This is a genomic window from Streptomyces sp. NPDC003379, assembly GCF_053589195.1.
The window spans coordinates 80,402-103,628 of sequence record NZ_JBSFRK010000029.1 but is presented as its reverse complement, the minus strand read 5'-3'; the positions used below and the strand labels follow the sequence as shown (position 1 = coordinate 103,628).

Below are 23,227 nucleotides of genomic sequence, written 5' to 3'. Positions count from 1 at the left end.
CCCCCCTCTTCGTACGGCCCCCCTCTTCGTACGGCCCCCCTCTTCGTACGGCCCCCTCTTCGTACGGCCCCCTCTTCGTACGCCCGCGGCGACGCTCAACGCTTCAACGTCGCCGCACTCGCCACCAGCACCAGAATCACGCACGCCAGGATCAGCAACGCGTCCCGCACGAACACGCCCGTGATCCCCGCGTGATCGGCGGCCTCCCCCGCGGCCTGGACCGCGTACGTCATCGGCATCATCTTCGCGATGCCGGCCAGAGCGCCCTGCATGTCCTCGCGGGGCACGAACAGGCCGCACACCAGGAACTGCGGCAGCACGCCCGCCGGGAGAAACTGCACCGCCTGGAACTCGTTGCGGGCGAAGGCGCTCACCAGCAGGCCGAGCGCCAGGCCCAGCAGGGCGCCCAGCATGGCGATGACCATGAGCAAGTACGCGGGCCCCTTGATGTCGAGGCCGAGCGGCCCGACGGCCAGCAGCGTGGAGAGCACCGCTTGCAGCAGGGCCAGGAAGGTGAAGGCGAGGCTGTAGCCGAGGACGATGTCCAGGCGTCGTACGGGCATCGTCAGGAGCCGCTCGGCGGTGCCGGTGGTGCGTTCCCGCAGGGTGGACACCGACGCGACCAGGTACATGACGATGACCGGGAAGATGCCGAAGACCTGCGGGCCGACGCGCTCGAACGTCGACTCCGAGGTGTGGAACATCAGCTTCAGCAGCACCATCAGCATGCAGGGGATGCCGAGCACCAGGGCGGTGCTGCCCCGGTCGCGGGAGACCTGCTGGAGCACCCGTACCGCGGTCGCGCCGGTGATGGTGGGCGAGAACGGCAGCCGTTCGGCCAGTCCGGCGACGCTCACCGCAGGGATTCCATCGCGAAGAAGGACCCCTCGGCGGCCGGTGCGGTGGGCTGGTCGAACAGGGCGGGCAGCATCGTCTGTGCCGCGGGCCGCTGCCGGGCCCGTGCCTCGGCCACCGCGGCGGCCTCCACCAAGAACATGAACGCCTCTTCCACATCCGCGCAGGCCGTGTACCGCAGCAGGGTGTCCCGGTCCGTGCTGGCCAGCAGCCGGCCCGAACGCATCAGCAGGAGCCGGTCGCAGCGGTCGGCCTCGTCCATGACGTGGCTGGAGACCAGCAGCGTGGTTCCCTCGTCGGCCAGCCGTTGGAAGACCAGCCACAGTTCGCGGCGGACCATCGGGTCGAGGCCAACCGTGGGTTCGTCCATCACCAGCAGGTCCGGCCTGTTCAGCAGCGCGACGGCCAGCGACACCCGCGAGTACTGGCCGCCCGACAGGCGGGTGACCTGCTTGTCCGCGTACGAGGCCAGGTCGACCTCCTTGACCACGCGGACCACGGAGTCCTCCCGCCGCCAGCCCCGCATGCCGAGGGCGGCGGCGAAGTAGCGCAGGTTCTCCAGCACCGTCAGGTCCGCGTACACCGACGGGGCCTGCGTGACGTAGCCGACGCGCGTACGCAACTGCGAGGCGCCCGCCCGGTGTCCGAGGACCTGGACGTGCCCCTCGGTGGGCTGCTGTACGCCGACGACGGAGCGCAGCAGCGTGGTCTTGCCGCAGCCGCTGGGGCCGAGGACGCCGACGATGCAGCCGCGCGGCACGTTGAAGGAGAGGTTCTGCAGGACTCCGCTGCCGCCGCGGACCACGTGCAGTCCGTAGACGGCCACCGCCGGCAGGTCGTTCGGAAGTGCCGCACTGGGCTCGGCCTGCGGCTCAGTCCGCTGCTCGGTCCGCTGCTCCGTCCGCTGCACGACTCCCCTGATTTTCCGTACGAATGTCCCGCCTCGGGCGGATACGAGTGTCCCGCCTCGGGCGGTTGGGGTACGGCCGGGCGGACATCACGCGCGGCCACCGTCCAGACAAACGGCCCAGGTCGGTCGAAGTCACGCATCTGGCGCACACGAAACAAAAACGCCACCCCCAGGGCGTGCCCGCTCCACGAATTCTGGCCTCCGCCGATCTCAGAACTCCCGGCCCACCATCCCCCGCGCGACGTCCCGCAGTTGCTGGTACGCCTCCGGAGCCGGCTGCGCGCACGACAGGGAACGCAGCGCGGTGTTCACCTGGCGGTGCGCCTCCTCCTCGGCGGCCTGCCGACCGCCGGCCTCCTCCACCAGCCGGGCCACCAGAGCGATGTCCTGCTCCTGGAAGGGGGCCGGGGAGCCGTACAGGGCCTTCAGCCGCCGCGACGCGTCACCACCGCCCGCCAGCGCGGCCACCACCGGCAGCGACTTCTTGCGGGCCGCCAGATCCGCCCCGACCGGCTTGCCACTGCGGGCGGTTCGGCCCCAGATGCCCAGTACGTCGTCCGCGCACTGGAACGCGACTCCGATCCGCCGCCCGAAGTCCCGCAGCGCGACCACCTGTTGGTCATCGGCACCGGCCAGCACACCGCCCAGCGCGCACGCGCATCCCATCAGCGCGCCTGTCTTGCCCTCGGCCATCGCCAGGTACTGCGCCACGGACACCTCGTGTGCGCTTTCGAACGCGACATCGCGGCTCTGTCCCTCGACGAGGTCGAGCAGTGTGCCCACGAGTTCCCTGAGCGCCGCGGCGCTGCCCGTGGGCACGTCGGCCACCACCCGCAGCGCCGCCGCCAGCAGCGCGTCCCCCGTGAGGACGGCGGCCGGGGTGCCGAACACCGACCAGGCGGCGGGCCGGTACCGGCGCAGTGCGTCGCCGTCGATGACGTCGTCGTGCAGCAACGTGAAGTCGTGGACGAGTTCCACCGCCACCGCGCCGGGAACCGCGTCGTCGGGGGCGCCGCCGACCGCGATCGCGCAGAGCATGGCCAGCCGCGGCCGCACCGACTTGCCGCCACCGCGCACCGCCGCCCCGCTCGGACTCCCGTCGGCCTCGCACCAGCCGCGGTGGTACCCCGCCACCCGCGCCTCGGCCGCGGGCAGGGCGGCCACCGCCGCCTGAAGGGCGGGAGTCAGCAGGCCGTCGACCCAGCCCCGCTGCGAGCACGCGCCCACGGGCGCCGAGCCGGCGATCTGCAACATGCACTGCTCCTCACGACGGCGCAACGAAAATCGCGGCAGCACCGGTCCCCGTACTCCGCACCCCGAAGTCGGTACTCCGGACTCCGGGCTCCGGGCTCCGGACTCCGGGCTCCGGACTCCGGACTCCGGGCTCCGGGCTCCGGCCGCCGCCACCGCAATCCAATCGCTTGCACCGAGTCCGGGAAAGCCACGGCACGCGTCCGCCACAGAGATCACCGAGGCGGCGCAGCCCTATTACGGTGCGCCCAGCCGACAATCACATTCCCCCGCGGGCCGCCGTCAGCGGTGCGGAACGTTCCGGGGGCGGTCGGTACGGCTCGGGAGCCGTCTGTCGGAAACGGCTCGCACCTCGGGCGGACGCGGTCGGCCCGGAAGGACATCAGCGGGACGTGAGCCGGGCGGCAGCGGGACGTGAGGGGGGAGGGCGAGACTCATGGATGTCAGCAGGTCAGGCGCGCGGTCGGTCAGGGTCGGGCCGTCTCGCGCCTTCAGTCCTTCAGTCAAGAGCCTTACCTCACGGGGAGTTCCCATGCGTACGTTCCGCAGCCACACCCGCGCCCGCACCACCGTTCTCGCCGTGGCCGGGGCCGCCGCGCTCGCGCTGTCCCTCACCGCCTGCGGCGGGGGCGGCACGGGGGTGAAGTCGGCCGGATCGGCCGGATCGGCCGGATCGGCCGGATCGGGCGGCTCCGGTGGGTCCGATGGCTCCGTTTCCGTCTCCATTTCCTCGGCCAAGCCTTCGGAGTCGTCCGGGGGGTCGTCCGCAGCCTCGGAGCCGTCGAAGTCCGGCGGCACCGAAACCAAGGCCGCCGCCCCCGTCTGCACCACCAAGGACGTCTCCGTCAGCGCCGCCCGCCACAACGGCCCGCCCTACACCCACATCGTCCTGACCGCGAAGAACACCTCCGGTCACGCCTGCAAGATGACCGGCTACCCGGAGATCCAGTTCCTGGAGAGCCACCGCGAGAACGTGCCGCCGGTCGCCAAGAGCAAGCCCGCGGCGCCCATCGTGCTGAAGGCGGGCGCCCCGGCGTACGCCCTGGTGAAGCTGTCGGACGGTGGCGCCCACGAGGAGAGCGAGGTCGTCACCGACTTCTCCGTCACGTTGCAGGGCGGCGGCGGCATGACCGCCGTCCACGCCCCGGGCGAGAGCGGCATCGCCGTGGACCCGGCGAAGTGGGCGACGGGCTACTGGACGTACGAGCTGCGCAATGGCGCCGACGACTTCTGAGCCCGGAGCATCTGCTCTCGACTCGCTCTGAACAACGGCGAACTGCTCTCCCCGCCCAGATGGCCGGCGCCTATCTCTCCGCCGTCTGCGCGTCGCTGACTCCGGCGGCGAGGCGGGCGAGCCCGGATGCCGCCTCCGTACCCTCCGCCGCACCGAACACGTGCACCACCAGACCCGTCTCGCCGGGCGCCGCCGGTACGTGAAGGGACTCGAAGTCCAGAGTGAGTACGCCGGTCACGGGGTGGCGCAGGCGTTTGCTGCCCGACGCGCACATCACCACCTCGCCGCTCTCCCAGATACGGCGGAAGTCGGCACTGCGTGACGTGAGTTCGGCGATGAGCGAGGCCAGTTCCGCGTCGTCCGGGTAGCGTCCGGCAGCCACCCGCAGCTGGCCCACGGCTTCCGCCGCACGGTCGGACCAATCCGGGTGTACGTCCCTGGAGGCCGGGTCCAGGAAGAGGTACCGGGCGTTGTTGCGGTCGCGGCGGGGTGCCGGGTCGGCCAGGCCGCCGAGCAGCTCGGCACCGAGGTCGTTCCACGCCACGACGTCGAGACGGTGGTCCGTCGCGAACGCCGGGAAGCCATCGGCCACGGCGTCCAGGACCCGCCGCAGCAACGGGCTGACCCGTGCCTTCGGCGCCGCGCCGCGCTCGGTCCCGGCCAGGGTGGCGAGGTGCGTGCGTTCCGCCGTGTCCAGGGTGAGCGCCCGGGCGAGGGCGTCGAGGACTTCGGGAGACGGCTGGGTGGCGCGGCCCTGTTCGAGACGTACGTAGTAGTCGACGCTGATGCCTGCCAGCTGGGCCAGCTCCTCGCGGCGCAGGCCGCGCACTCTGCGGCGGGGGCCGCCGGGGAGACCGACGTGCTCCGGCGCGACGCGGGCCCGGCGGGCGCGGAGGAAGCCGCCGAGGTCCCGACCGGTGTCGCCGCCGTCACGGCTGCCGCCGCTGCCGCCGCTGCTGTCCATGTGCTCAAGTATGGGTCCGCGCTCCCCTCGGGGCGGAGTGAGGGTGGTCCTGGGGGTACCAGGACTGCCGTTCCGCCGTTGAACAGGGTGCTGGCCGGCCGGGCACGTCCGGGAGAGCGTGGCGTCATGAACGTAAAGAAGATCCTCGTCGTCAGCGCCCACCCCGAACCCCGTTCCCTGAACACCGCCTTGACCGACTTCGCCGTCGACCACCTGCGCGCCGCCGGGCACGAGGTGCGGGTGTCCGACCTCTACGCCATGAAGTGGAAGGCGACGGTCGACGCCGACGACTTTCCGGACGACGCGTACGAGGGCGGGGCCGCCGCGCCCCGTCTACAGGTCATGGCCGCCTCGCAGGAGGCCACGCTCGCGGGGCGGCTGACACCGGACGTCGCGGCGGAGCAGGAGAAGGTGCGCTGGTCGGACGCGGTGGTGTTGCAGTTCCCGCTCTGGTGGTTCTCCGTGCCGGCGATCCTGAAGGGCTGGATCGACCGGGTGTTCACCGCCGGGTTCGCGTACGGTCCCACCGTTCTCCCGCCCTACAGCGAGGGGACTCTCGCGGGGCGCCGGGCGCTGGTGTCGGTGACGGTCGGGGCCCGGGAGCCGTCGTTCTCGGACCGGGGCATCCACGGGGAGCTGTCGGACGTACTCCATCCGCTCCAGCACGGCCTGCTCTGGTTCACCGGCGTGGCGCCGCTCCCGCCGTTCGCGGTGTACGGCGCCAATGACCTGTCCGAGGAGCGGTTCGCGACGGCTCGGCGGGAGTACGCGGCACGGCTCGACGGGCTCTTCACGGACGCGCCCCTTCCCTTCCGCACGCTCCTCGGCGGCGACTACGACCACGACATGCGGCTGCTGCCGGGCGTGGAGGCGCCGGGGGCCAGCGGTCTGGGGCTGCACAGCCGTCACACGTTCTGATCCCCGGAACTGCTGCCGCCTCGACGGCTCTTCTTGGCGGCCGAAGCGGCCAACTCCGCCGCCACCGTCGTGGCCTTGGCCACGCCATGGACCCAGCGCGGGCCGCCCCGCGCCGCCCACACGACGGCGCCGAGGCCCGCCGCCGCGATCAGTATCCCCACGCTGAGCAGCAACACCATCATCGACATCCCCACCCCACCCGGCCCGGACCTTCGCAGAGCCGTTCGTACGGGCCCCGATCATCTCAGACCTGTGGGCAGAGCTTTACAGTTCGGTGCCCGGCCGCTTCCCGGGGAAGCCGTGGGTCCGGGCGGCGAGGACCATGAGCAGGGCCGGGACGATGAGGAGCAGGATCGTCCAGGGGAAGGACGAGGTGCCGGAGAGGCCGAGGAGTACGCCGCCGAAGATGCCGCCGCCCGCCATGGCGAGGTTCCACAGGGTGACGAGCATGGCCTGGACGGCGTCCGCCGCGTCGCCGCCCGCGTCGCCCGCGTCGGCCGCGGCGGTCTGGAGCAGGGTGGGGGCGCCGCCCCAGCCGAGACCCCACAGCGTCACGGCGGCGTATACGAGCGCCGGGGTGTCGGAGAACACCGCCAGCACGGCCGCCGCCACACCCACCAGAAGCACCGCGGCGAGCGTGAGCGCGCGCAGCCTGCGGTGGATCAGGGCGCCGACGATCCAGATGCTGACCAGCGAGGCGGCGCCGAAGACGAGGAGTACGACATCGGTGGAGCCGCCCATTCCGAGTCCGTCGAGGAACGTGGCGATGTAGGTGTAGAGGACCGTGTGTGCGAGTACGAAGACCAGGGTGACGGAGAGGACCGGCGTCACGCCCGGTACGCGCAGCGTCCGCAGCATCGGCGGCGTCGCGCCGCGCGGCTGACCGGGGAAGTCGGGGACGAGCGCGGTGATCCAGGCCAGCAGGCCCACCGTGAGGCCGGTCATGACCAGGAACGCCACCTGCCAGCTGAGCACCTTGCCGAGGAACGTGCCGGCCGGTACGCCGAGCGAGAGCGCCACGGGGATGCCCGCCATGGCGATGGCGATCGCCTTGCCCTGGAGGTGGACGGGCGCCATGCGGCGGGCGTACCCGGCGAGCAGCGCCCAGGCGAGGCCAGCGGCTACGCCCGCTACGAAGCGGGCGGACATGGTGATTGTGTAGTTGCCCGAGAGCGCCGTGACCGTGTTGGCGGCGGCGAATCCGGCCATCGCCATCAGGAGCAGCCGCTTGCGGCGCCAGCCCGCGGTGGCCGCGGTCAGCGGTATCGCGGTGAGCGCGGTGCCGAGGGCGTAGACGGTGACGGTCTGTCCCGCCGCGGACTCGCTGACGCCCAGGTCGGCGCTCATGGCGGGCAGCAGGCCCGCGGGCAGCGTCTCGGTCAGGCTGGTGATGAAGACAGCGGTGGCCAGGGCGAGGAGGGCGGTGAGGGGGAGTTTCTGGGGGTTGGGGTTGAGGGTGGGGTTGGGGTCGGGGTGGGGTGGGCGACGCACTGCTGCGGTGTTTGTGGCGTCTGTGGTGGACATTTCGGTTAGGGCCTTTCGGTGTGAGCACGTGGGGTGGGAGCGTGTTGGGTGGGAGCGTGTTGGGTCTCTGTTGCCAGGTGGAGCGCCGTGCGGGCCGTTTCGTTGATGGAGGCGTGACAACGGAGCAGCGGCGCCAGCGAGTTGACCGCCGGGTCGGCTGTCGCGCCGGTGAGGACGACGGAGCCGCCGTCCCGGAGGAGTCGGAGCAGGGCGGGTGGGGGTGGCGCGGGGAGGTCTGCTTCTCCGTGTACGAAGAGGAGGTCGATCCCGCCCAGCTGTGCCGCGATGGCGGGGGCCAGGGTCTTGGTCTGCGCCGCGGCCTGCGTCGTGTCCGTCGAGTCCGTCGAGTCCGTCGAGTCCATCGGGTCGCAGCGGATGATGTGGGCCCCGGGGCCCACCTCCGCGGCGGCTTCCGCGAGGTCCGCCGTGGGGCCACCGGTCAGCAGGACCTCGGCGCCGCCCTCGACCAGTCGCTTGGCGATGGCCCGGCCGAGGCCGGTCGCGCCGCCGATGACTACGGCCTTGCGGCCCGTGTACTTGGGCATGTGTCCCTCCCTTTTGCCGTGCGGTGCGGCTGTGTTCCGGTGGGGACGACTCTGCTCCTGGGCGCTTCGGGGGTGCTGATGGTTCGCTGATGGGCACGTTGATGAGCACGGTGGTGGGCACGCTGATGAGCACGCTGATGGGCACCGACTCGGGTTTCGGGGGGTGTGTACGGTGATCCACATGCGGTTCGGGGTGCTCGGTCCACTGGTGGTGTGGGACAGCGAGGGGGAACTGGTAAAGGTTCCCGAGGCGAAGGTCAGGGCGCTGCTCGTCGATCTTCTGGTGCACGAGGGGCGGCCGGTCTCCGCCGACCGGCTCATCGACGACCTGTGGGGCGACGAGCCTCCGGGCAACCCCGCCAACGCCTTGCAGTCCAAGGTCTCCCAGCTGCGCCGGGCCATCGGCCGTGACCGTGTGGTGCATCAGGCGCCCGGTTACCGGCTGCGGGTGGACGCGGGGGCTGGGGACGAGGTGGATGCGTTCCGCTTCCTGGACCTGGTGGGCGGGGCGCGCCGTGAGGGCGATCCGGGTGTGCGGGCCGAACTCCTGACTGCGGCGCTTCAGTTGTGGCGGGGCCCCGCGTACGCCGATTTCGCCGACGAGGCTTTCGTACGGGGGGCCGCGCGGCGGCTGGGTGAGCAGCGGCTTGCCGTGCTGGAGGAGCAGGCGGAGGCGCGGCTCGCCTCGGGGGACCGTACGTTGCTGACCGGGGAGTTGGCGGACCTCGTGGCTCGGCATCCCCTGCGGGAGCGGCTACGGGGGGTGCAGATGCGGGCCCTGTATCTGGCGGGGCGGCAGAGTGAGGCGCTGGCTTCTTATGCGGGGCTGCGGGAGCGGCTGGTGCGGGAGTTGGGGGTGGAACCCGGGCCCGAGCTGAGCGCGCTGCACGGGGCGATTCTTCGGCAGGACGCTGTGCTGGACGGGGTTGCTCCCTGGTCCGCCACTTCGCGGCGGGTGTCTCCCACCCAGCCGCCCGTCTCGTCGCAGGCGTCCTCGCCGGAGACGTCCTCGCCGCAGCCGTCTTCGCGGACCGGGAGTGACGGATCTGGCCTCCCCCGTACTAACCTCCCCGCCCCGCTCACTCCCCTCATCGGGCGTGAGCATGCCGTTGGGGAGGTCCGGGGGCTGCTGGGTGCCGCGCGGCTTGTGACGCTCACCGGGTCCGGTGGCGTTGGGAAGACGCGGCTTGCGGTCGAGGCTGCGACGGGGGTGGAGGTGGGGGCGGAGGCGGATGACGGTGTGTGGCTTGTCGAGTTCGCGGGGCAGCGCGGTGACAGTGGCGTCGCCGATCTCGCACAGGCCGTTGCCGGGGCGCTTGGTCTTCGTGACGATGCGCCGTCCGGGCTGCCCGGGCCCCGCTCCGGTTCCGGCTCCGGAGCTGGAACCGGTTCCGTTGAGCGCCTCGCCGCCGCCCTGCGGGAACACCGCACGCTTCTCGTCCTCGACAACTGTGAGCAGGTCGTCGAGCAGGCCGCCGCGCTTGCCGACGCGCTGCTCCGGGCCGCGCCCGGGCTCCGGATCCTCGCCACCAGTCAGGAGCCGCTCGGCCTCACGGGTGAGGCCGTGTTCCTCGTGGAGCCTCTGGACGCGGACGACGCCGTCGGTCTGTTCGCCGCCCGTGCCGGCGCCTCGGCCCCCGGCTTCACGCTCGCCGACCCGGGTGACGCGGAGGCCGTCGCCGAGATCTGCCGTCGGCTCGACGGCATTCCGCTTGCTCTCGAACTCGCCGCTACGCGCGTTCGTACGCTCGGCGTAAAGGAGTTGGCGGCGCGGCTCGGCGACCGTTTCCGGCTGCTCACTTCGGGGCAGCGTGGCGCCCCGGCCCGCCAGCAGACTCTGCGCGCGGTGATCGACTGGAGCTGGGAGCTGCTCAGCGCCCCCGAACGCATCGTGCTGCGACGCCTCGCCGTGCACCGTGACGGCTGCACCCTGGAGGCGGCGGAGGCGGTGTGTGCGGGTGACGGTGTGGCCCGCGAGGAGGTTCTTGACCTGGTGACGCGCCTCGTGGATCGGTCTCTGGTGGTGGTGATGACGGTGCCGGGGCGGGCGGCAGTGGGTGAGGGAGCGGGAACTGGAGCTGGAGCTGGAGCGGCGACGCGTTATCGGCTTCTGGAGTCCGTAGCCGCGTACGCCGTGGAGCGGTTGGTTGAGATGGAGGACCTCACCGGCGTACGCGCACGCCATCTGCGCCACTATCTGGCGCTGGCCGAACGGGCCGAGCCGCGTCTGCGTGATGGCGGCCAGCGGGTGTGGCTCGGCCGGCTCGATGCGGAGGCGGCGAATCTGCGGGCGGCGCTGGAGGAGGCGGTACGCGGGGACTCGCCTCGGGAGGCGGTGCGGCTCGCTGGCGCGTTGGCCTGGTGGTGGTTGCTTCGAGGCCGCCTTACGGAGGCACTTCGTTCGCTATCTGCGGTTCTTGGCCTGGGGTCTGGTTCGGGGTGCTTGGGGTCGGCGGAGGCGGAGTGGGGGGAGCTGCGGGAGCTTCGGGAGCTTCGGGTGCTTCGGAGGGCTTTTGTGTTGCTGACTGGGGAGGTGGTGGGGGTCTGTGGGTGCGATGTGGCTGGGCGCGGAGTTCCTCGCGGCCGTGGAGGGGTGATTGGGCCGTCGCGTATCTGCGGGTGCGATGTGGCTGGGCGCGCAGTTCCCCGCGCCCCCGGCGGGGCGACCGGGCCTGCCCCCACCTGCGGGTGCGATGTGGTTGAGCGCGCCGTTCCCCGCGCCCCCAGCGGGGCGACCGGGCCTGCCCCCACCTGCAGGTGCGATGTGGTTGAGCGCGCCGTTCCCCGCGCCCCTGAAGGGGCGACCGGGCCTGCCCCTACCTGCGGGTGCGATGTGGCTGGGCGCGCAGTTCCCCGCGCCCCCAGCGGGGCGACCGGGCCTGCCCCCACCTGCGGGTGCGATGTGGTTGAGCGCGCCGTTCCCCGCGCCCCCAGCGGGGCGACCGGGCCTGCCCCCACCTGCGGGTGCGATGTGGTTGAGCGCGCCGTTCCCCGCGCCCCCAGCCGGGTTGCCCCCGGCGGCGTTGTCCCTCACGCGGCTCTTCCTGACGCGGCTGTCAGACTTGACGGCCGTCTCGGTACCGGTGGTGCGGTCCACCACCTCTGGCTCTACGCCTACGGACTCTTCAGCGCCGGGGACCAGGAGGAGAGCGAGCGCGTCAATACGCGGGTGATCGCGCTTGCCGGTGCCGCCGGGGACCAGTGGAGCACCGCCGCCGCCCTCGGGCTGCGGGCCATGCACGCGTTGATTCGCGGGGATCTTGACGCGGTCGGCCGCGACGGGGCCCGTGGTGCCGAGCTTTTCGCCGAGTTGGGTGATCGGTGGGGCGAGTTGCAGGCCCTCACGCCGCTCGCCGTGCTCGCCGAGATCCGGGGTGAGTACGCAGAGGCCGCGCGCCGCCAGGACGAGGGGCTCCGCATCGCCCGGGAGCTGGGTCTGGAGGCGGAGGTCGCCGCGCGGCTCTCCGGGCTCGGCCGGCTCGCCCTTCTCACCCGGGACTGGGAGCGGGCCCGTGAGCTGCATGAGGAGGCCCGGCGGCTGGCCGCCACCCAGGGGTACCGCTATGGGGAGATCCACGCCGAGATGGGCCTCGCCCTCGGAGCGCGCCGCTCCGGAGATCTCGCCGCCGCCGAGTCGTACCTGCTCCGCATCCGCGACCGCCACGCCGACGTGTCCTCCCCGGCGGGCGACCACCTGCTCCACGCGGAGCTGGGCTTCCTCGCCGAGCTCCGCGGCGACGGCGCCCGCGCCGAGTCCGAGCACCTGCGCGGTCTGGAGATCGCCCGCGGCCTCGCCGAGCCACGCGCCCTCGCGCTCTCCCTGGAGGGCCTGGCGGGCGCGGCCGCCCTCGCCGGGGACCCGGCCGGAGCCGAGCGCGCGGCCCTGCTGCTGGGCACGGCGGACGCGGCCCGCCGCAGCGTGGGGGCCCCGCTGCCGGCCGCCGAGCGCGGTGACGTCGACAGGATCACGGTCTCGGCGAAGGCCGCCCTGGGTGATGCGGCCTTCGCCGAGGTATTCGAGCGGGGCACGAAGCTGCCGCCCCTTCACGAATTCCACGAATTCCACGAATTCCACGGACTCCGCTGACTCTCCGGCGAGGGGTGGAAATCGGTAAGGAGACAGAGCCCCGTGCTTCAGGACTTCGGCGACGCCCCCACCGCCGCCTTCGCGTCCACCACCCCCAGCCCCAGCTTCACCACCTTCTCCGGATTCTTCGCGCTGGCCCGGATCCCGCGCATGATCTGGTCGGGGTCGTTCTTCAGCGCCTCGTCGCCGTCGACGAAGTCGTGCCCGGCGACCAGGCGGCCCTTCAAGTCGGGACGGTCCAGGTCGACTCCGGTGTCGACGACCGCGATGACCGTGTCGTCATCCTTCGCCTTCTCCCAGGCGTCCGGCAGCTTCAGCGCGTCGAGCGCCCACTGCTGGTCGCGCACCGGGTCGGGCTTGCTGTCGACACCGTCGCCGTCACCGTCACCGTCGCCGTCGCCGTCACCGTCACCGTCACCGCACCCGGTGACGGTGGTCGCCGTGACGCAGAGCGAGGTCTCCCGGTTAGGGTGAGCCGATCCCGTGACTCATCCGGGGCACGGGGTATGGGGATTGATCCATAGAGCGGGGGGCCTGACATGGCACTGTTCGGAAACGCGCACACCGTCGATCCGGCGAAGGCACAGAACGACTACGCGCGGCTGCTCGGCCACGGCGAGCAGGTGCACGCCGCGTACCTGCTGATACGCGACACCATGCTGTTCACCGACCGTCGGCTGATCATGGTCGACAAGCAGGGCATCACCGGCAAGAAGGTCGAGTACCACTCGGTGCCGTACCGCAGCATCACGCACTTCGCCGTGGAGACCGCCGGGCACTTCGACCTCGACGCCGAGCTGAAGATCTGGATCTCCGGCAACCCGACGCCGCTCCAGAAGACGTTCACCAAGGGCGTCGACATCTACGAGGTGCAGGCGATCCTCACGCAGTTCGTGGCGCGCTAACCACGCCGCCCGCCCCCGCCTCCGCCTCTGCCCCCGTGGCGCACCCTTCGGCCAGAGTCGGATAGACCTTCGGCCGATGGGCGCCGGGCGCCGGCCCGCCAGGCTGGTGGCCCGACACCACGGGAGGCGCAGTGCGTAACGAAGGACGCAACAAAGTACGTAGCGAAGTACGTAGCGGAGCGATCAGCAGGGGCCGGTTCATCGCGGGGGCGGGGGCGGTGGCCGCCAGTGGTGCGCTGGCCGCCACCACGGGACGGGCGGCCGCGACGGAGAACCACCGCAGCCAACTCGGCCAGCTCAGCCAGCCCAGCCACCTCCGCCACCCCAGTGACCGCAGCCACCCCGGCCTCACCTACCGAGGCGTCTGCTACGAGGTCGGGGCCGGTGAGTCCTCCGCCACCCGCTGGACGGCTGCCCGTATGCGCGCCGACCTGCGGGCCATCCGCCAGGACCTGCACGCCGGCTCGGTATCCGTCTTCGGCGACGGAGTCGACCGCCTCGCCGCCACCGCCTCCGAGGCCGCCGAACGCGGACTGCACGTCTGGCTCCAGCCGCGCCTGGGCGACGTACCGGAACGCGACATTCTCGACCATCTCGCCGAGACGGGCCGCTACGCGGAGCGCATGCGCCGCCAGGGTGCGCGCGTGTACCTGAGCGTGGGGTGCGAGTTCCTGCTGTACGTTCCCGGGATCGTGCCCGGCGCCAACGCCCTGGAGCGCGTCGACAACATCCTCAAGGGGAACTTCGATCCCCAGAAGATGGCGCGCAAGCTCCGCGAGTTCATCGCGCGGGCCGCGCGGACCGGCCGTTCCGTCTTCCACGGCCCGCTCACCTACGGCGCCGCGCAGGACGACGACGTCGACTGGTCCCTCTTCGACATCGTCAGCGTCAACTACTACGCGTACCACCGCGAGCGTGCCGCGTACGTCAAGGAGCTGACTTCCTACCGCCGTTGGGGCAAGCCGGTGGCGATCACCGAGTGCGGCTCGTGCACGTACGAGGGCGCGCCCGAGCGCGGCGGCATGGGCTGGCACGACGTCGTCGACTACACCAAGCGGCCCGAGGAGATCATCGGCGATCTGAGGCGCAGCGAGGGCACGCAGGCGGCGTACCTCATGGACGTCTTCGGCGCCTTCGAGTCCATGGACCTCCACGCGGCCCTCGTCTACAGCTTCGTCTCGCCCGACGCCCCGCACCACCCCACCGAACCGCTCCACGACATCGACATGGCGGGCTACAGCATCACCAAGACGGTCAGGGACCACCACGACGATCCGGACTCCCGCTGGCACTGGGAGCCGAAGGAGTCCTTCCACGCGCTGGCCCGCCACTTCGAACGGGCCGCGCGGCCCTGACCGTACTTGGCCCGCCGACGCCTTCCCCCGCCGTCGCGCATGTGCTTGCCTAGGGGCCGTTTCGGCTGAGTGGGGCGGGAGTTGCCGTATGCGGAAGTTGTGGGGGACGAACACAGGGATGGGCGCGGGGGCGCTCGCTGCTGTGCTGCTGCTCGGGGCGTGCGGTGACCCCGGGTCCGGGGGCGGGACCTCGGCCGCCGCCGCCGACGACGTACCGAAGGTCCCCGGCAGTGCCGCGCGCCCCGACCCCTCCACCACCGCCCCCGACTCACCCGACTCACCCGACGCCCCCCGCTCCCCGTCCCCCACCTCCACCACTCGGCAGCGGATTGCAGAGAAGGCGCGGGCAAAGGCCCCCAAGGTGCTCTATCTCGGGGACTCCCTCGCCATGGAGAACCAGGACGTCCTCGGCGCCCACCTCAAGAACGACCTCGGCGCCCGCTACCGCAGCGCGCCCTATTCGGGCACCACCCTCTGCGACTATCTCGACGGCACCGGCAAGGACTCCCTCGTCCCGGACAAGGACAAGGCCGCCGCGCTGGTGCGTGCCGAGCGGCCCGATTACGTGGTGCTCCAGTTCTGGGGGAACGCCTGGGGCTATACGCCGTGCATGGACGGCATCACGTACGACAAGGCGCGCGAGAAGTACTTCGAGCGGTACGCCGCCGACGCACGGGCGTTGACCGGCCAGATCAACTCCGCCGCCGGAGCGGACCGGCCCCGCATCGTCTGGGTGCTCCAGGGTCCCGACGTGATCACGCCCGACCGCGTCCGCCGCGTCAACGGCATCTACGAGGCGCAGGCCCGCGCCTCCGGCGGCCTCGTCGCCGACGCGGGCAAGGCGGTCGCCCCGGCGTCGGCCCGTTACACCTGGGTCAAGGAGCTGCCGTGCACGGCGTACGAGACGAAGAACGCGGCGTACTGCACCGAGCCGGGGCGGGGGCGAACGGCTCTGCACCTCGGCGACGACTACCTGCACTTCTGCCTGGCGCCGACCACGGCCAAGTCACGCCCGTGCCCGGTGCGTTCGCCGGGCATCCGGCGGATGGCGGACGCGATCACGCGGGCCGTGGCCGACGACTCCTGACAACCGGGGCGCTGTTGACGGCGGCGGCAGGACGGTGGGGTCCGAGTGCGACGCCAAGGAGCTCCAACGAGTGCGACGCCGAGGAGCTCCCCGGCACCCGTTCGGAGTACGCCCGGTCGCCGTGCCCGGAGACCCGTCACACGCTGTGAGTCCTGACAGTGAGAGATGGGGTGGCCATGAGCAGCGCTACCGGTACCGCGCACGGCAAGCCGGACCACGGGGGCGAGCACGGGGGCGGGAAGGACGTGTGGACCACCGGCGGCACCATGTTCGCCGGTGTCCTGATGCTGGTGAACGGTCTCCTCGGCGTGTTCGCGGGGATCGCGGGCATCGCCAAGGACGACGTGTACGAACGTATCGGCGACTACGTCTACAAGTTCAACCTCACCACGTGGGGCTGGATCCACCTGGTGCTCGGCATCGTCATCGCCGTCACCGGCTGGGGCATCCTCATGGGCGCGAGCTGGGCGAAGGCGGCGGGTGTCGCGCTGGCGGCGCTCGGCGTCGTGGCGCAGTTCCTGTGGCTGCCGTACACGCCGGTGTGGGCGTTCATCTCGATCGCGCTCGGCGTCTTCGTGATCTGGGCCCTGTGCACGGACCGCCCGGACAGCGCGGGCCCCTGAGACGCCCCGACAGGGCAGCTTCTCGTCAGAACTCCGCAGGCCCGCCATTCGCGACGACCGTGTCCTCAACCGCCCGGACAAACGCCTCCGAGCGAGGACTCGTACCGGCGGTGCGGTAGATGAGCGCCACCTCCGCCGCCGGAACGTCCCGCAGCGGTACGAAGGTGACGTCAGGCCGGGCGTAGTACCGCTCCACGGAGGCGATGACCGGGGAGATCCCCCGGCCCGTGGCGATCAGCGTCATCAGTTCCTGGAAGGTCGCGACGGCCTGGCCACGGCGGATCGCCCGGCCGCTCGGCGTAAGGGGCGGCACGTGGAAGTCCCACCAGTACGCGGGCGCGCTGTTGACGACGCCGAAGAACGTCTCGCCCGCCATCTCCTCCAGGGAGACCGACGTACGCCCGGCGAGCGGGTGGCCGAGCGGCATGGCCAGGACGCGGGGTTCGTTGATGACGACCGGGCCGACCGTCAGGTCGGGCTCCGCCACCGGCAGGCAGGTGAAGAGCAGGTCGATGTCGCCGGAGCGCAGCGCGCCCAGCGGGTCCTGGAACTGCGTCTCCCGCATGGTCACCTCGCAGCCGGGGCAACGCTCGCGGAACGTCGCCAGGATCGCCGCCGTCAGCGAGCCCGCGCCCGAGCCGAGGAAGCCGACGTTCAGCTCGCCCTCGACGCCCCGCGCCGCGTCCTTGGCGCGCGCCACGGCCGCCTCCAGCTGCGCGTGCAACGGCGCCACGTCCTCGTACAGCCGCCGCCCCAGCGGTGACATCCGCACCACCCGGCTGGTGCGCTCGAAGAGCGGGGCGCCGATCTTGCGCTCCAGCTTCTTCAGCGTCTGGCTGACCCGGGCCTGCGACAGCAGGAGCCGCTCGGCGGTGCGGCCGAAGTGCAGCTCCTCGGCCAGCGTCAGGAAGGTCTCCAGCTCTTGCCGCTCCATGCCATTCCCCCTGTAGCCGTGTAGCGCTGTAGCGCTGTCACCGTGTAGCGCTGTCACCCTGTGGCGCTGTCCTCCTGTAACGCCTGTGACCTGCATCGATAAGCGGAGCGCGCAGATCGTTTCATGGTTCGCCATTGATGGGCCATCGAGTTCGGCGGATCTTTGAGGAGTCGGTTCGGCGCGACGCCGGATCGGCCCTTCCCCGCCCAACTCCCTGGAGCCTCCGATGATTTCGCATGCCCGCATCTCCCTTGTCGCCACCGCCACCGCCGCCGCGCTCGCCCTGACCGCCGGGGTCGCCCTCACCGGCGCCCACGCCTCGTCCCCGGCCGACCGGGCCCCGGACGCTCGGGCCGCCTCCGACGCCGGATGGACCGCCGCCTGGGCCACCTCCCCGCAGCGGCCCAGCACGGGCTTCAAGCCCAACTGGTCGGAGGCCGGCTTCGACGGCCAGACCCTGCGCCAGGTCGTCCGCGTCACCGAGGGCGGCACCAGAGCCCGCATCCGGCTCTCCAACGCGTACGGTGCCTCGCCCCTGCGCATAGAGAGCGCCACCGTCGCACGTACGGAGAAGGGGGCGGCCGTCGAGAAGGGATCGGTGCGGCGGCTCTCCTTCGGCGGGAAGCGGTCCGTGACCATCCCCGCCCACGCGCAACTGTCCAGCGACGCGGTGGGCGTGGAACTCGACCCCTTCGAGTCCGTGACCGTCACGCTCCACCTCTCCGGCACGACCGGCCCCGCCACCTTCCACGCCCAGTCCTTCGCCACCAGCTACCGCTCCGACGGCGACCACACCGCCGACCCGGGCGGCAAGGCCTTCGGCGAGTCGACGGAGTCCTGGTACTACCTCGCCGGCGTGGACGTGAGCGGGCCCAAGCGCGCCGAGCGGGACGGCGTCGTCCTCTTCGGCGACTCCATCACCGACGGCTTCGCCTCCTCCACCGACCGCGACCGCCGCTGGTCCGACGCCCTCGCCGAACGCCTCGCCGAGGCCGGCGACCAGCGGCCCGTCCTCAACTCCGGCATCGGCGGCAACCTGGTCCTCAACGACTCGGCCTGGTACGGGGAGAAGGGCACCGGCCGGTTCGCGCGGGACGCCCTCGACCTGCCCGGCGTCGGCACGGTCGTCGTCCTCGAAGGCGTCAACGACATCGGCTTCAGCGAGGCCGACAAACCCACCTACAAGCCCGCCCCGACCGTCTCCGCCCGCCGACTCATCAACGGCCACCGCGAACTGATCCGCGAAGCCCGCGCCAAGGGCGTGAAGGTCGTCGGCGCGACGCTGCTCCCGCTCGGCGGCTCCGACCACTACGGGCCGCACGCGGCGGCCGTGAGCGACGAGTTCAACACGTGGGTGCGTACGTCCGGCGAGTACGACGCGTACGTCGACTTCGACAAGGCCCTCGCCGACCCGGCCGACCCGGAGCGGATCGCCCCGCGCTACGACAGCGGCGACCACCTGCACCCGAACGACGCCGGTTACCGGGCCATGGCCCGCGCGGTCGACCTGGAGCGGCTGTGACCACCACCGTGGAGGCGTCTGGGGGCCGGGGTGCGCCGAAGGGGGACGGGGACGGGGACGGGGTCCGGGACGCTGGGGCGGGCGACGGGCCGGGCGCGGGCGTCCGACCGGGTCCGAGGGCGGGCGTCCGACCGGGTCCGAGGGCGGGCGTCCGACCGGGTCCGAGGGCGGGCGTCCGACCGGGCGCGGGAACAGGCATTGGGACGGGCGCGCTCACTCGGTCGTGTAGTAGCGGTAGAACGTCGCCAGGAAGACGCCCGCGCCGACCAGCAGTGCCATGATCGTGGACCGCAGCACGCTCGCCCCGCCCAGGCTGTAGAGGAAGCCGAAGGTGACACCCGCGAACACCATCCAGGACAGGGAGCGCAGCTCGCGGGGGAGTGCGTGTGACAGCCGGTGCAAGGCGTACATGAGGACGGCGAAGACGACGCCGGTGACGACGCCGAGCAGGACGTTCCCGGTGGTGATCGGCCCGCCGTCACGCCGTATGGCGCAGGCCCAGAGGCCATAGACGACGCCCATGAGCAGGGCGAGGCCCGCCCAGCGGGTGGCGGAGGTCGTGGACGCCCGTGAGCCGGGCATGGAGCGGGGGTGTGCGGGGGGTGCGGCGTGTGCCATGACGGTTCCCTTCTCTGCCTCTGTCGCCCCTGCTGCGCGTCAGCGGTCGCGGTACGCGCACGGGTCGTGGTGGCAGTCCCGGTCGTGCCACTGCGGGCACGGGTCGGCGGAGGTGCAGCTCGGCACGGAGCGGCCTCCGGTGTCGACGTACGCGGCACTCGCCCAGCCGCGGACGCCGGTCAGCCAGTACCAGTGGGGGTCGCCGTGCACGGCGGTGCCGTGCGTGACGCACTCGACGCGGTCCTGACTGCCGTACGGCAGCTTCGCGACGATCGCGCCGCCGGTGCTCGGCTCGTCCCTGACCTTCAGGTCGGGTCCGGAGACGACGGTGCCCCAGATGACGCTGCTGTCGTTGTTGGCAGGGCTCACGGGGCTGGTTGGGCTGGCGGGGCTCACGGCGGTGGCCGTGGCCGTGGTGGCGGCGGCGGACCCCGCGGTCAGCACGGCTGCCGCGCAGGCCGCCCCCAGGGTCAGAGCGATTCGCATGATCGGCCTCCTCGTCCCCCCATCCAGGAAACACCCGTTCGACCCAACGCTCCACCGGAACCTTCCCTAGCCTGGAAACCGATGAGTTTCCGGGGCGACCCCGGTCTGCCCTCGCACAACAGTCCTTCGACACAGTCCTTCGACAATCCTTGTGACAAGGCGGGCGGACATGAGCAGCATGGCCATCGAGACCGCGGGTCTGGTCAAGACCTTCGGCGACAACCGCGCGGTCGACGGCATCGACCTCACCGTCCCGGCAGGCACGGTCTACGGCGTCCTCGGGCCGAACGGCGCGGGCAAGACCACGGCGGTGAAGGTGCTCGCCACCCTGCTGCGGCCCGACGGCGGCGAGGCGCACGTCTTTGGACACGACGTGGTGCGCGAGGCGGACGCCGTACGCGAGCGGGTCAGCCTCACCGGGCAGTACGCGTCGGTCGACGAGGACCTGACCGGCCTGGAGAACCTGCTCCTGCTCGGCCGCCTCACCGGGCACACCAAGAAGGCCGCGCGCGCCCGCGCCGGGCAGCTCCTCGAAGCGTTCGGCCTGACCGACGCGGCGACCCGGCAGGTGAAGAACTACTCGGGCGGCATGCGGCGCCGCATAGACATAGCCGCGTCCATCCTGAACACCCCCGACCTGCTCTTCCTCGACGAGCCGACGACGGGCCTCGACCCGCGCAGCCGCAACCAGGTCTGGGACATCGTGCGCGCGGTCGTCGGCCACGGTACGACCGTCCTGCTCACCACGCAGTACCTGGACGAGGCCGACCAGTTGGCCGCCCGTATCGCCGTCATCGACAAGGGCAAGGTCATCGCCGAGGGCACCAAGGGCGAGCTGAAGGCATCCGTCGGCGCCGGCTCGGTGCATGTGCGGCTGCGGGACGCCGGGCAGCGCGAGGAGGCCGCGCGGCTCCTCGGCGCGGTGCTCGACGCGCAGATCCAGCTGGAGCCGGACCCGGTCGCGCTGACGGCCCGCGTGGGCACGGACGGCGCGGGCGGCACGAACAGTGCGGGCGGCACGGATGGCGTGGGCGGCACGGATGGCGCGCAGGACGGTCGCGGCGCCGCCGAGCAGGCCTCACGCGCGCTGGCCGAGCTGGCCCGCGCCGGCATCACCGTCGACAACTTCGCACTGGGCCAGCCCAGCCTGGACGAGGTCTTCCTCGCCCTGACCGGCTCGGACGCCGGCCACCACACCCCCGCGACCGACGTGAAGGAAGAGGCCACGGCATGAGCACCGCCGCCCCCACCGAGACCCAGGACATCGCGCCCGTCAAAACTGAGTCCCTCGCCGAGCTCCTCATCTCCACCGAACGGCCGCCGCGGCCCAGCGCGCTCTCCGCCTGCCTGACCTTCGGCTGGCGCGCCATGCTCAAGATCAAGCACGTGCCGGAGCAGCTCTTCGACGTCACGGCCTTCCCGATCATGATGGTGCTGATGTACACGTACCTGTTCGGTGGCGCGCTCGCCGGATCGCCGCAGGAGTACATCCAGTACCTCCTGCCGGGCATCCTCGTGATGTCGGTCGTCATGATCACGATGTACACGGGCGTCTCGGTCAACACGGACATCGAGAAGGGCGTCTTCGACCGCTTCCGTACGCTGCCGATCTGGCGCCCCTCGACGATGGTCGGCTACCTCCTCGGCGACGCCCTGCGCTACGCCATCGCGTCCGTGGTGATCCTCACCGTCGGCCTCATCATGGGCTTCCGCCCGGACGGCGGCTTCCTCGGCGTCATCGGCGGCATCGCGGTCCTGCTCGTCTTCTCCTTCGCCTTCTCCTGGATCTGGACGATGTTCGGGCTGCTGCTGCGCACCGAGAAGTCGGTGATGGGCGTCAGCATGATGGTGATCTTCCCGCTGACCTTCCTCAGCGACATCTTCGTGAAACCCGAGACGATGCCGGGCTGGCTCCAGGCCTTCGTCAACAACAACCCCATCACCCACGTCTCCTCGGCGGTCCGCGCCCTGATGGACGGCACGTCGCCGACGACAGCACTGGGGTGGACGCTGGGGTGGGCGGTGGTGTTGGTGGCGGTGTTCGGGCCGGTGACGATGCGGTTGTACAACCGCAAATAGGGGCGGTCGCGCTCCATCCCGGGCCGGGCCGGGTCGGGTCGGGTCAGGCCGGGCCGGGCCGGGACGAGCTGCCTGGCCTGTGCTGTCGGCTGACCTCGTTGCCCCATATGCAGTCGCCCCGCTCGCGTCCCGCGTGAGCGGGGCCTTGCCTGGGATGCGTGCCCCGCAGCGTCCGCAGCGTCCGCAGCCCCCTGTCCGCCGTCCTCCTCGTCCTCACCTGCCTCCTCGTCCCCCTCGGCGCCCTCTCCACCTGGTCGCGGTACGAGATCGGGGACCCGGACAACTACGTCGCCACCATGGCGCCGCTGGCCTCCGACCCGGCGGTGCGGTCGGCGGTGGCGGACGCGGTCACCGACACGGTCATGGAGGAGATCGACGCGGGGCCGCTTCAGGGCACGGTCGAGACGTTCGTACGTGACGCGGTGGGGTCCTTCACGGAGACGGCGGCCTACAAGACCGCGTGGAACGCGGCGAACCGTGCGGCGCACGACGCTGTGCAGCGGGCCTTGAGCGACGACTCCGCCGGTGAGGTCACGATCGACCTCGCGCCCATCACCGAACGGATCAAGCGGCAACTGTCCGAGGACGGGGTGCCGTTCGCCTCGAAGATCCCCGTGAAACACACGGAGGTCACGGTGATGCGGTCCCAGGACCTCGGGTGGCTGCGGCGGGTCTTCCATCTGCTCCAGTCGGCGGGGTTGTGGCTTCCCGTGGCGGCGGTGGTCTTCGCTGTGGCCGGTGTCTACTTCTCCGTCTCCCGCCGGAGGGCGGTGGTTGCCACGGGGCTTGGGGTGGCGCTGGCGGCCGGCCTGCTTCTGGTGGCTCTCGCCGTCGGACGCGGGCTCACGCTAGACGACCTTCCTGCGGATGTGTCCCGGGACGCGGTGGGCGCGGTGTATGACGCCTTGACGGCGTCCTTGTGGGTTGCGTCCTGGGTGGTGATGGGGTTGGCGCTGGTGGTCGCGTCGGCGGTCTGGCTGACTCCCCACGTGCGCCTGCGGCGTGCTTGAGCGGTTCTGCGGGGTCTTCTGCGGGTTGCTTGGTGGCTGGCCGGGGTTCTCCGCCGTCGTGTGCCACCTGCGGGTGGGACGTGGTTGCTCGCGCCGTTCCCCGCGCCCCTGACGGGGCCCGAACGCCGTCCGTCACCTGCCGGTCGGACGTGGTCGCTCGCGCCGTTCCCCGCGCCCCTGACGGGGCCCGAACGCCGTCCGTCACCTGCGGGTCAGACGTGGTTGCTCGCGCCGTTCCCCGCGCCCCTGACGGGGCCCGAACGCCGTCCGTCACCTGCGGGTCAGACGTGGTTGCTCGCGCCGTTCCCCGCGCCCCTGAC

General features: G+C 71.7%; 22 protein-coding genes. 11 read left to right on the top strand and 11 right to left on the bottom strand.

Going from position 1 to position 23,227, the window contains the following annotated elements:
* Positions 1–95: 95 nt before the first annotated feature.
* The 3 genes from ACWDVB_RS26525 to ACWDVB_RS26515 all read right to left on the bottom strand — a co-directional run bounded on the left by ACWDVB_RS26525 (position 96) and on the right by ACWDVB_RS26515 (position 3,019).
* Positions 96–857, bottom strand: coding sequence for an ABC transporter permease (locus ACWDVB_RS26525; protein ID WP_451517110.1), 762 nt, complete (start codon positions 855–857; stop codon positions 96–98).
* On the bottom strand, positions 854–1,765 hold the full coding sequence (locus ACWDVB_RS26520; protein ID WP_451517111.1) for an ABC transporter ATP-binding protein: 912 nt from the start codon (positions 1,763–1,765) through the stop codon (positions 854–856). Before ACWDVB_RS26520 ends, ACWDVB_RS26525 begins: the two co-directional genes overlap by 4 nt.
* Before the next feature lie 210 nt (positions 1,766–1,975).
* Complete coding sequence (locus ACWDVB_RS26515) at positions 1,976–3,019, bottom strand: polyprenyl synthetase family protein (protein WP_451517112.1); 1,044 nt, start codon at positions 3,017–3,019, stop codon at positions 1,976–1,978.
* Between the two features lie 529 nt (positions 3,020–3,548).
* Between ACWDVB_RS26515 and ACWDVB_RS26510 the strand changes: the two genes are divergently transcribed.
* Positions 3,549–4,250 (top strand): DUF4232 domain-containing protein, encoded by a 702-nt coding sequence (locus ACWDVB_RS26510; RefSeq protein ID WP_451517113.1) that lies wholly within the window; start codon positions 3,549–3,551, stop codon positions 4,248–4,250.
* Between the two features lie 70 nt (positions 4,251–4,320).
* Here the strand turns inward: ACWDVB_RS26510 and ACWDVB_RS26505 are convergent, their stop codons facing one another.
* Positions 4,321–5,214, bottom strand: coding sequence for a helix-turn-helix domain-containing protein (locus ACWDVB_RS26505; protein ID WP_451517114.1), 894 nt, complete (start codon positions 5,212–5,214; stop codon positions 4,321–4,323).
* 126 nt (positions 5,215–5,340) lie between these two features.
* On the opposite strand from ACWDVB_RS26505, the gene ACWDVB_RS26500 reads away from it, so the two are divergent.
* Positions 5,341–6,132 (top strand): NAD(P)H-dependent oxidoreductase, encoded by a 792-nt coding sequence (locus ACWDVB_RS26500; RefSeq protein WP_451517115.1) that lies wholly within the window; start codon positions 5,341–5,343, stop codon positions 6,130–6,132.
* Here the strand turns inward: ACWDVB_RS26500 and ACWDVB_RS26495 are convergent.
* The 3 genes from ACWDVB_RS26495 to ACWDVB_RS26485 all read right to left on the bottom strand — a co-directional run bounded on the left by ACWDVB_RS26495 (position 6,120) and on the right by ACWDVB_RS26485 (position 8,201).
* On the bottom strand, positions 6,120–6,320 hold the full coding sequence (locus ACWDVB_RS26495; protein WP_451517116.1) for a hypothetical protein: 201 nt from the start codon (positions 6,318–6,320) through the stop codon (positions 6,120–6,122). The genes ACWDVB_RS26500 and ACWDVB_RS26495 overlap by 13 nt on opposite strands.
* A gap of 76 nt (positions 6,321–6,396) precedes the next feature.
* Positions 6,397–7,656: an MFS transporter gene (locus ACWDVB_RS26490; protein ID WP_451517117.1), complete on the bottom strand. Its 1,260-nt coding sequence runs from the start codon at positions 7,654–7,656 to the stop codon at positions 6,397–6,399.
* Positions 7,657–7,661: 5 nt separating this feature from the next.
* On the bottom strand, positions 7,662–8,201 hold the full coding sequence (locus ACWDVB_RS26485; RefSeq protein WP_451517118.1) for an SDR family NAD(P)-dependent oxidoreductase: 540 nt from the start codon (positions 8,199–8,201) through the stop codon (positions 7,662–7,664).
* Between the two features lie 181 nt (positions 8,202–8,382).
* On the opposite strand from ACWDVB_RS26485, the gene ACWDVB_RS26480 reads away from it, so the two are divergent.
* Positions 8,383–12,288, top strand: a complete 3,906-nt coding sequence (locus ACWDVB_RS26480) for a BTAD domain-containing putative transcriptional regulator (protein WP_451517119.1) — start codon at positions 8,383–8,385, stop codon at positions 12,286–12,288.
* A 47-nt stretch (positions 12,289–12,335) separates the two neighbouring features.
* On the opposite strand, the gene ACWDVB_RS26475 is transcribed toward ACWDVB_RS26480, so the two are convergent.
* Entirely contained in the window at positions 12,336–12,635 is a 300-nt protein-coding gene (locus tag ACWDVB_RS26475; protein WP_451517120.1) for a hypothetical protein, read from the bottom strand.
* Positions 12,636–12,827: 192 nt separating this feature from the next.
* Here ACWDVB_RS26475 and ACWDVB_RS26470 point away from each other — a divergent pair, with 192 nt between their 5' ends.
* The 4 genes from ACWDVB_RS26470 (at position 12,828) to ACWDVB_RS26455 (ending at position 16,258) form a co-directional block, all read left to right on the top strand.
* A complete protein-coding gene (locus ACWDVB_RS26470; RefSeq protein WP_451517121.1) occupies positions 12,828–13,193 on the top strand; it encodes a PH domain-containing protein in 366 nt (121 codons plus the stop codon).
* Between the two features lie 218 nt (positions 13,194–13,411).
* Positions 13,412–14,548, top strand: coding sequence for an abortive phage infection protein (locus ACWDVB_RS26465; protein ID WP_451517122.1), 1,137 nt, complete (start codon positions 13,412–13,414; stop codon positions 14,546–14,548).
* Positions 14,549–14,636: 88 nt separating this feature from the next.
* A complete protein-coding gene (locus ACWDVB_RS26460) occupies positions 14,637–15,635 on the top strand; it encodes an SGNH/GDSL hydrolase family protein (protein WP_451517123.1) in 999 nt (332 codons plus the stop codon).
* A gap of 176 nt (positions 15,636–15,811) precedes the next feature.
* A complete protein-coding gene (locus ACWDVB_RS26455) occupies positions 15,812–16,258 on the top strand; it encodes a DUF7144 family membrane protein (RefSeq protein ID WP_451517124.1) in 447 nt (148 codons plus the stop codon).
* Between the two features lie 25 nt (positions 16,259–16,283).
* On the opposite strand, the gene ACWDVB_RS26450 is transcribed toward ACWDVB_RS26455, so the two are convergent.
* Positions 16,284–17,192: a LysR family transcriptional regulator gene (locus ACWDVB_RS26450; protein ID WP_451517125.1), complete on the bottom strand. Its 909-nt coding sequence runs from the start codon at positions 17,190–17,192 to the stop codon at positions 16,284–16,286.
* Between the two features lie 226 nt (positions 17,193–17,418).
* Between ACWDVB_RS26450 and ACWDVB_RS26445 the strand changes: the two genes are divergently transcribed.
* On the top strand, positions 17,419–18,714 hold the full coding sequence (locus ACWDVB_RS26445) for an SGNH/GDSL hydrolase family protein (protein ID WP_451517126.1): 1,296 nt from the start codon (positions 17,419–17,421) through the stop codon (positions 18,712–18,714).
* Between the two features lie 213 nt (positions 18,715–18,927).
* Here ACWDVB_RS26445 and ACWDVB_RS26440 read toward each other — a convergent pair whose 3' ends face one another.
* Both ACWDVB_RS26440 and ACWDVB_RS26435 read right to left on the bottom strand, forming a co-directional pair.
* Entirely contained in the window at positions 18,928–19,332 is a 405-nt protein-coding gene (locus tag ACWDVB_RS26440; protein WP_451517127.1) for a hypothetical protein, read from the bottom strand.
* A gap of 39 nt (positions 19,333–19,371) precedes the next feature.
* Positions 19,372–19,818, bottom strand: coding sequence for an SH3 domain-containing protein (locus ACWDVB_RS26435; protein WP_451517128.1), 447 nt, complete (start codon positions 19,816–19,818; stop codon positions 19,372–19,374).
* A gap of 169 nt (positions 19,819–19,987) precedes the next feature.
* Here ACWDVB_RS26435 and ACWDVB_RS26430 point away from each other — a divergent pair, with 169 nt between their 5' ends.
* The 3 genes from ACWDVB_RS26430 to ACWDVB_RS26420 all read left to right on the top strand — a co-directional run bounded on the left by ACWDVB_RS26430 (position 19,988) and on the right by ACWDVB_RS26420 (position 22,907).
* Entirely contained in the window at positions 19,988–21,052 is a 1,065-nt protein-coding gene (locus tag ACWDVB_RS26430; RefSeq protein ID WP_451517129.1) for an ATP-binding cassette domain-containing protein, read from the top strand.
* Positions 21,049–21,897, top strand: coding sequence for an ABC transporter permease (locus tag ACWDVB_RS26425; RefSeq protein WP_451517130.1), 849 nt, complete (start codon positions 21,049–21,051; stop codon positions 21,895–21,897). Before ACWDVB_RS26430 ends, ACWDVB_RS26425 begins: the two co-directional genes overlap by 4 nt.
* 158 nt (positions 21,898–22,055) lie before the next feature.
* Positions 22,056–22,907: a hypothetical protein gene (locus ACWDVB_RS26420; RefSeq protein ID WP_451517131.1), complete on the top strand. Its 852-nt coding sequence runs from the start codon at positions 22,056–22,058 to the stop codon at positions 22,905–22,907.
* Positions 22,908–23,227 lie beyond the last annotated feature (320 nt).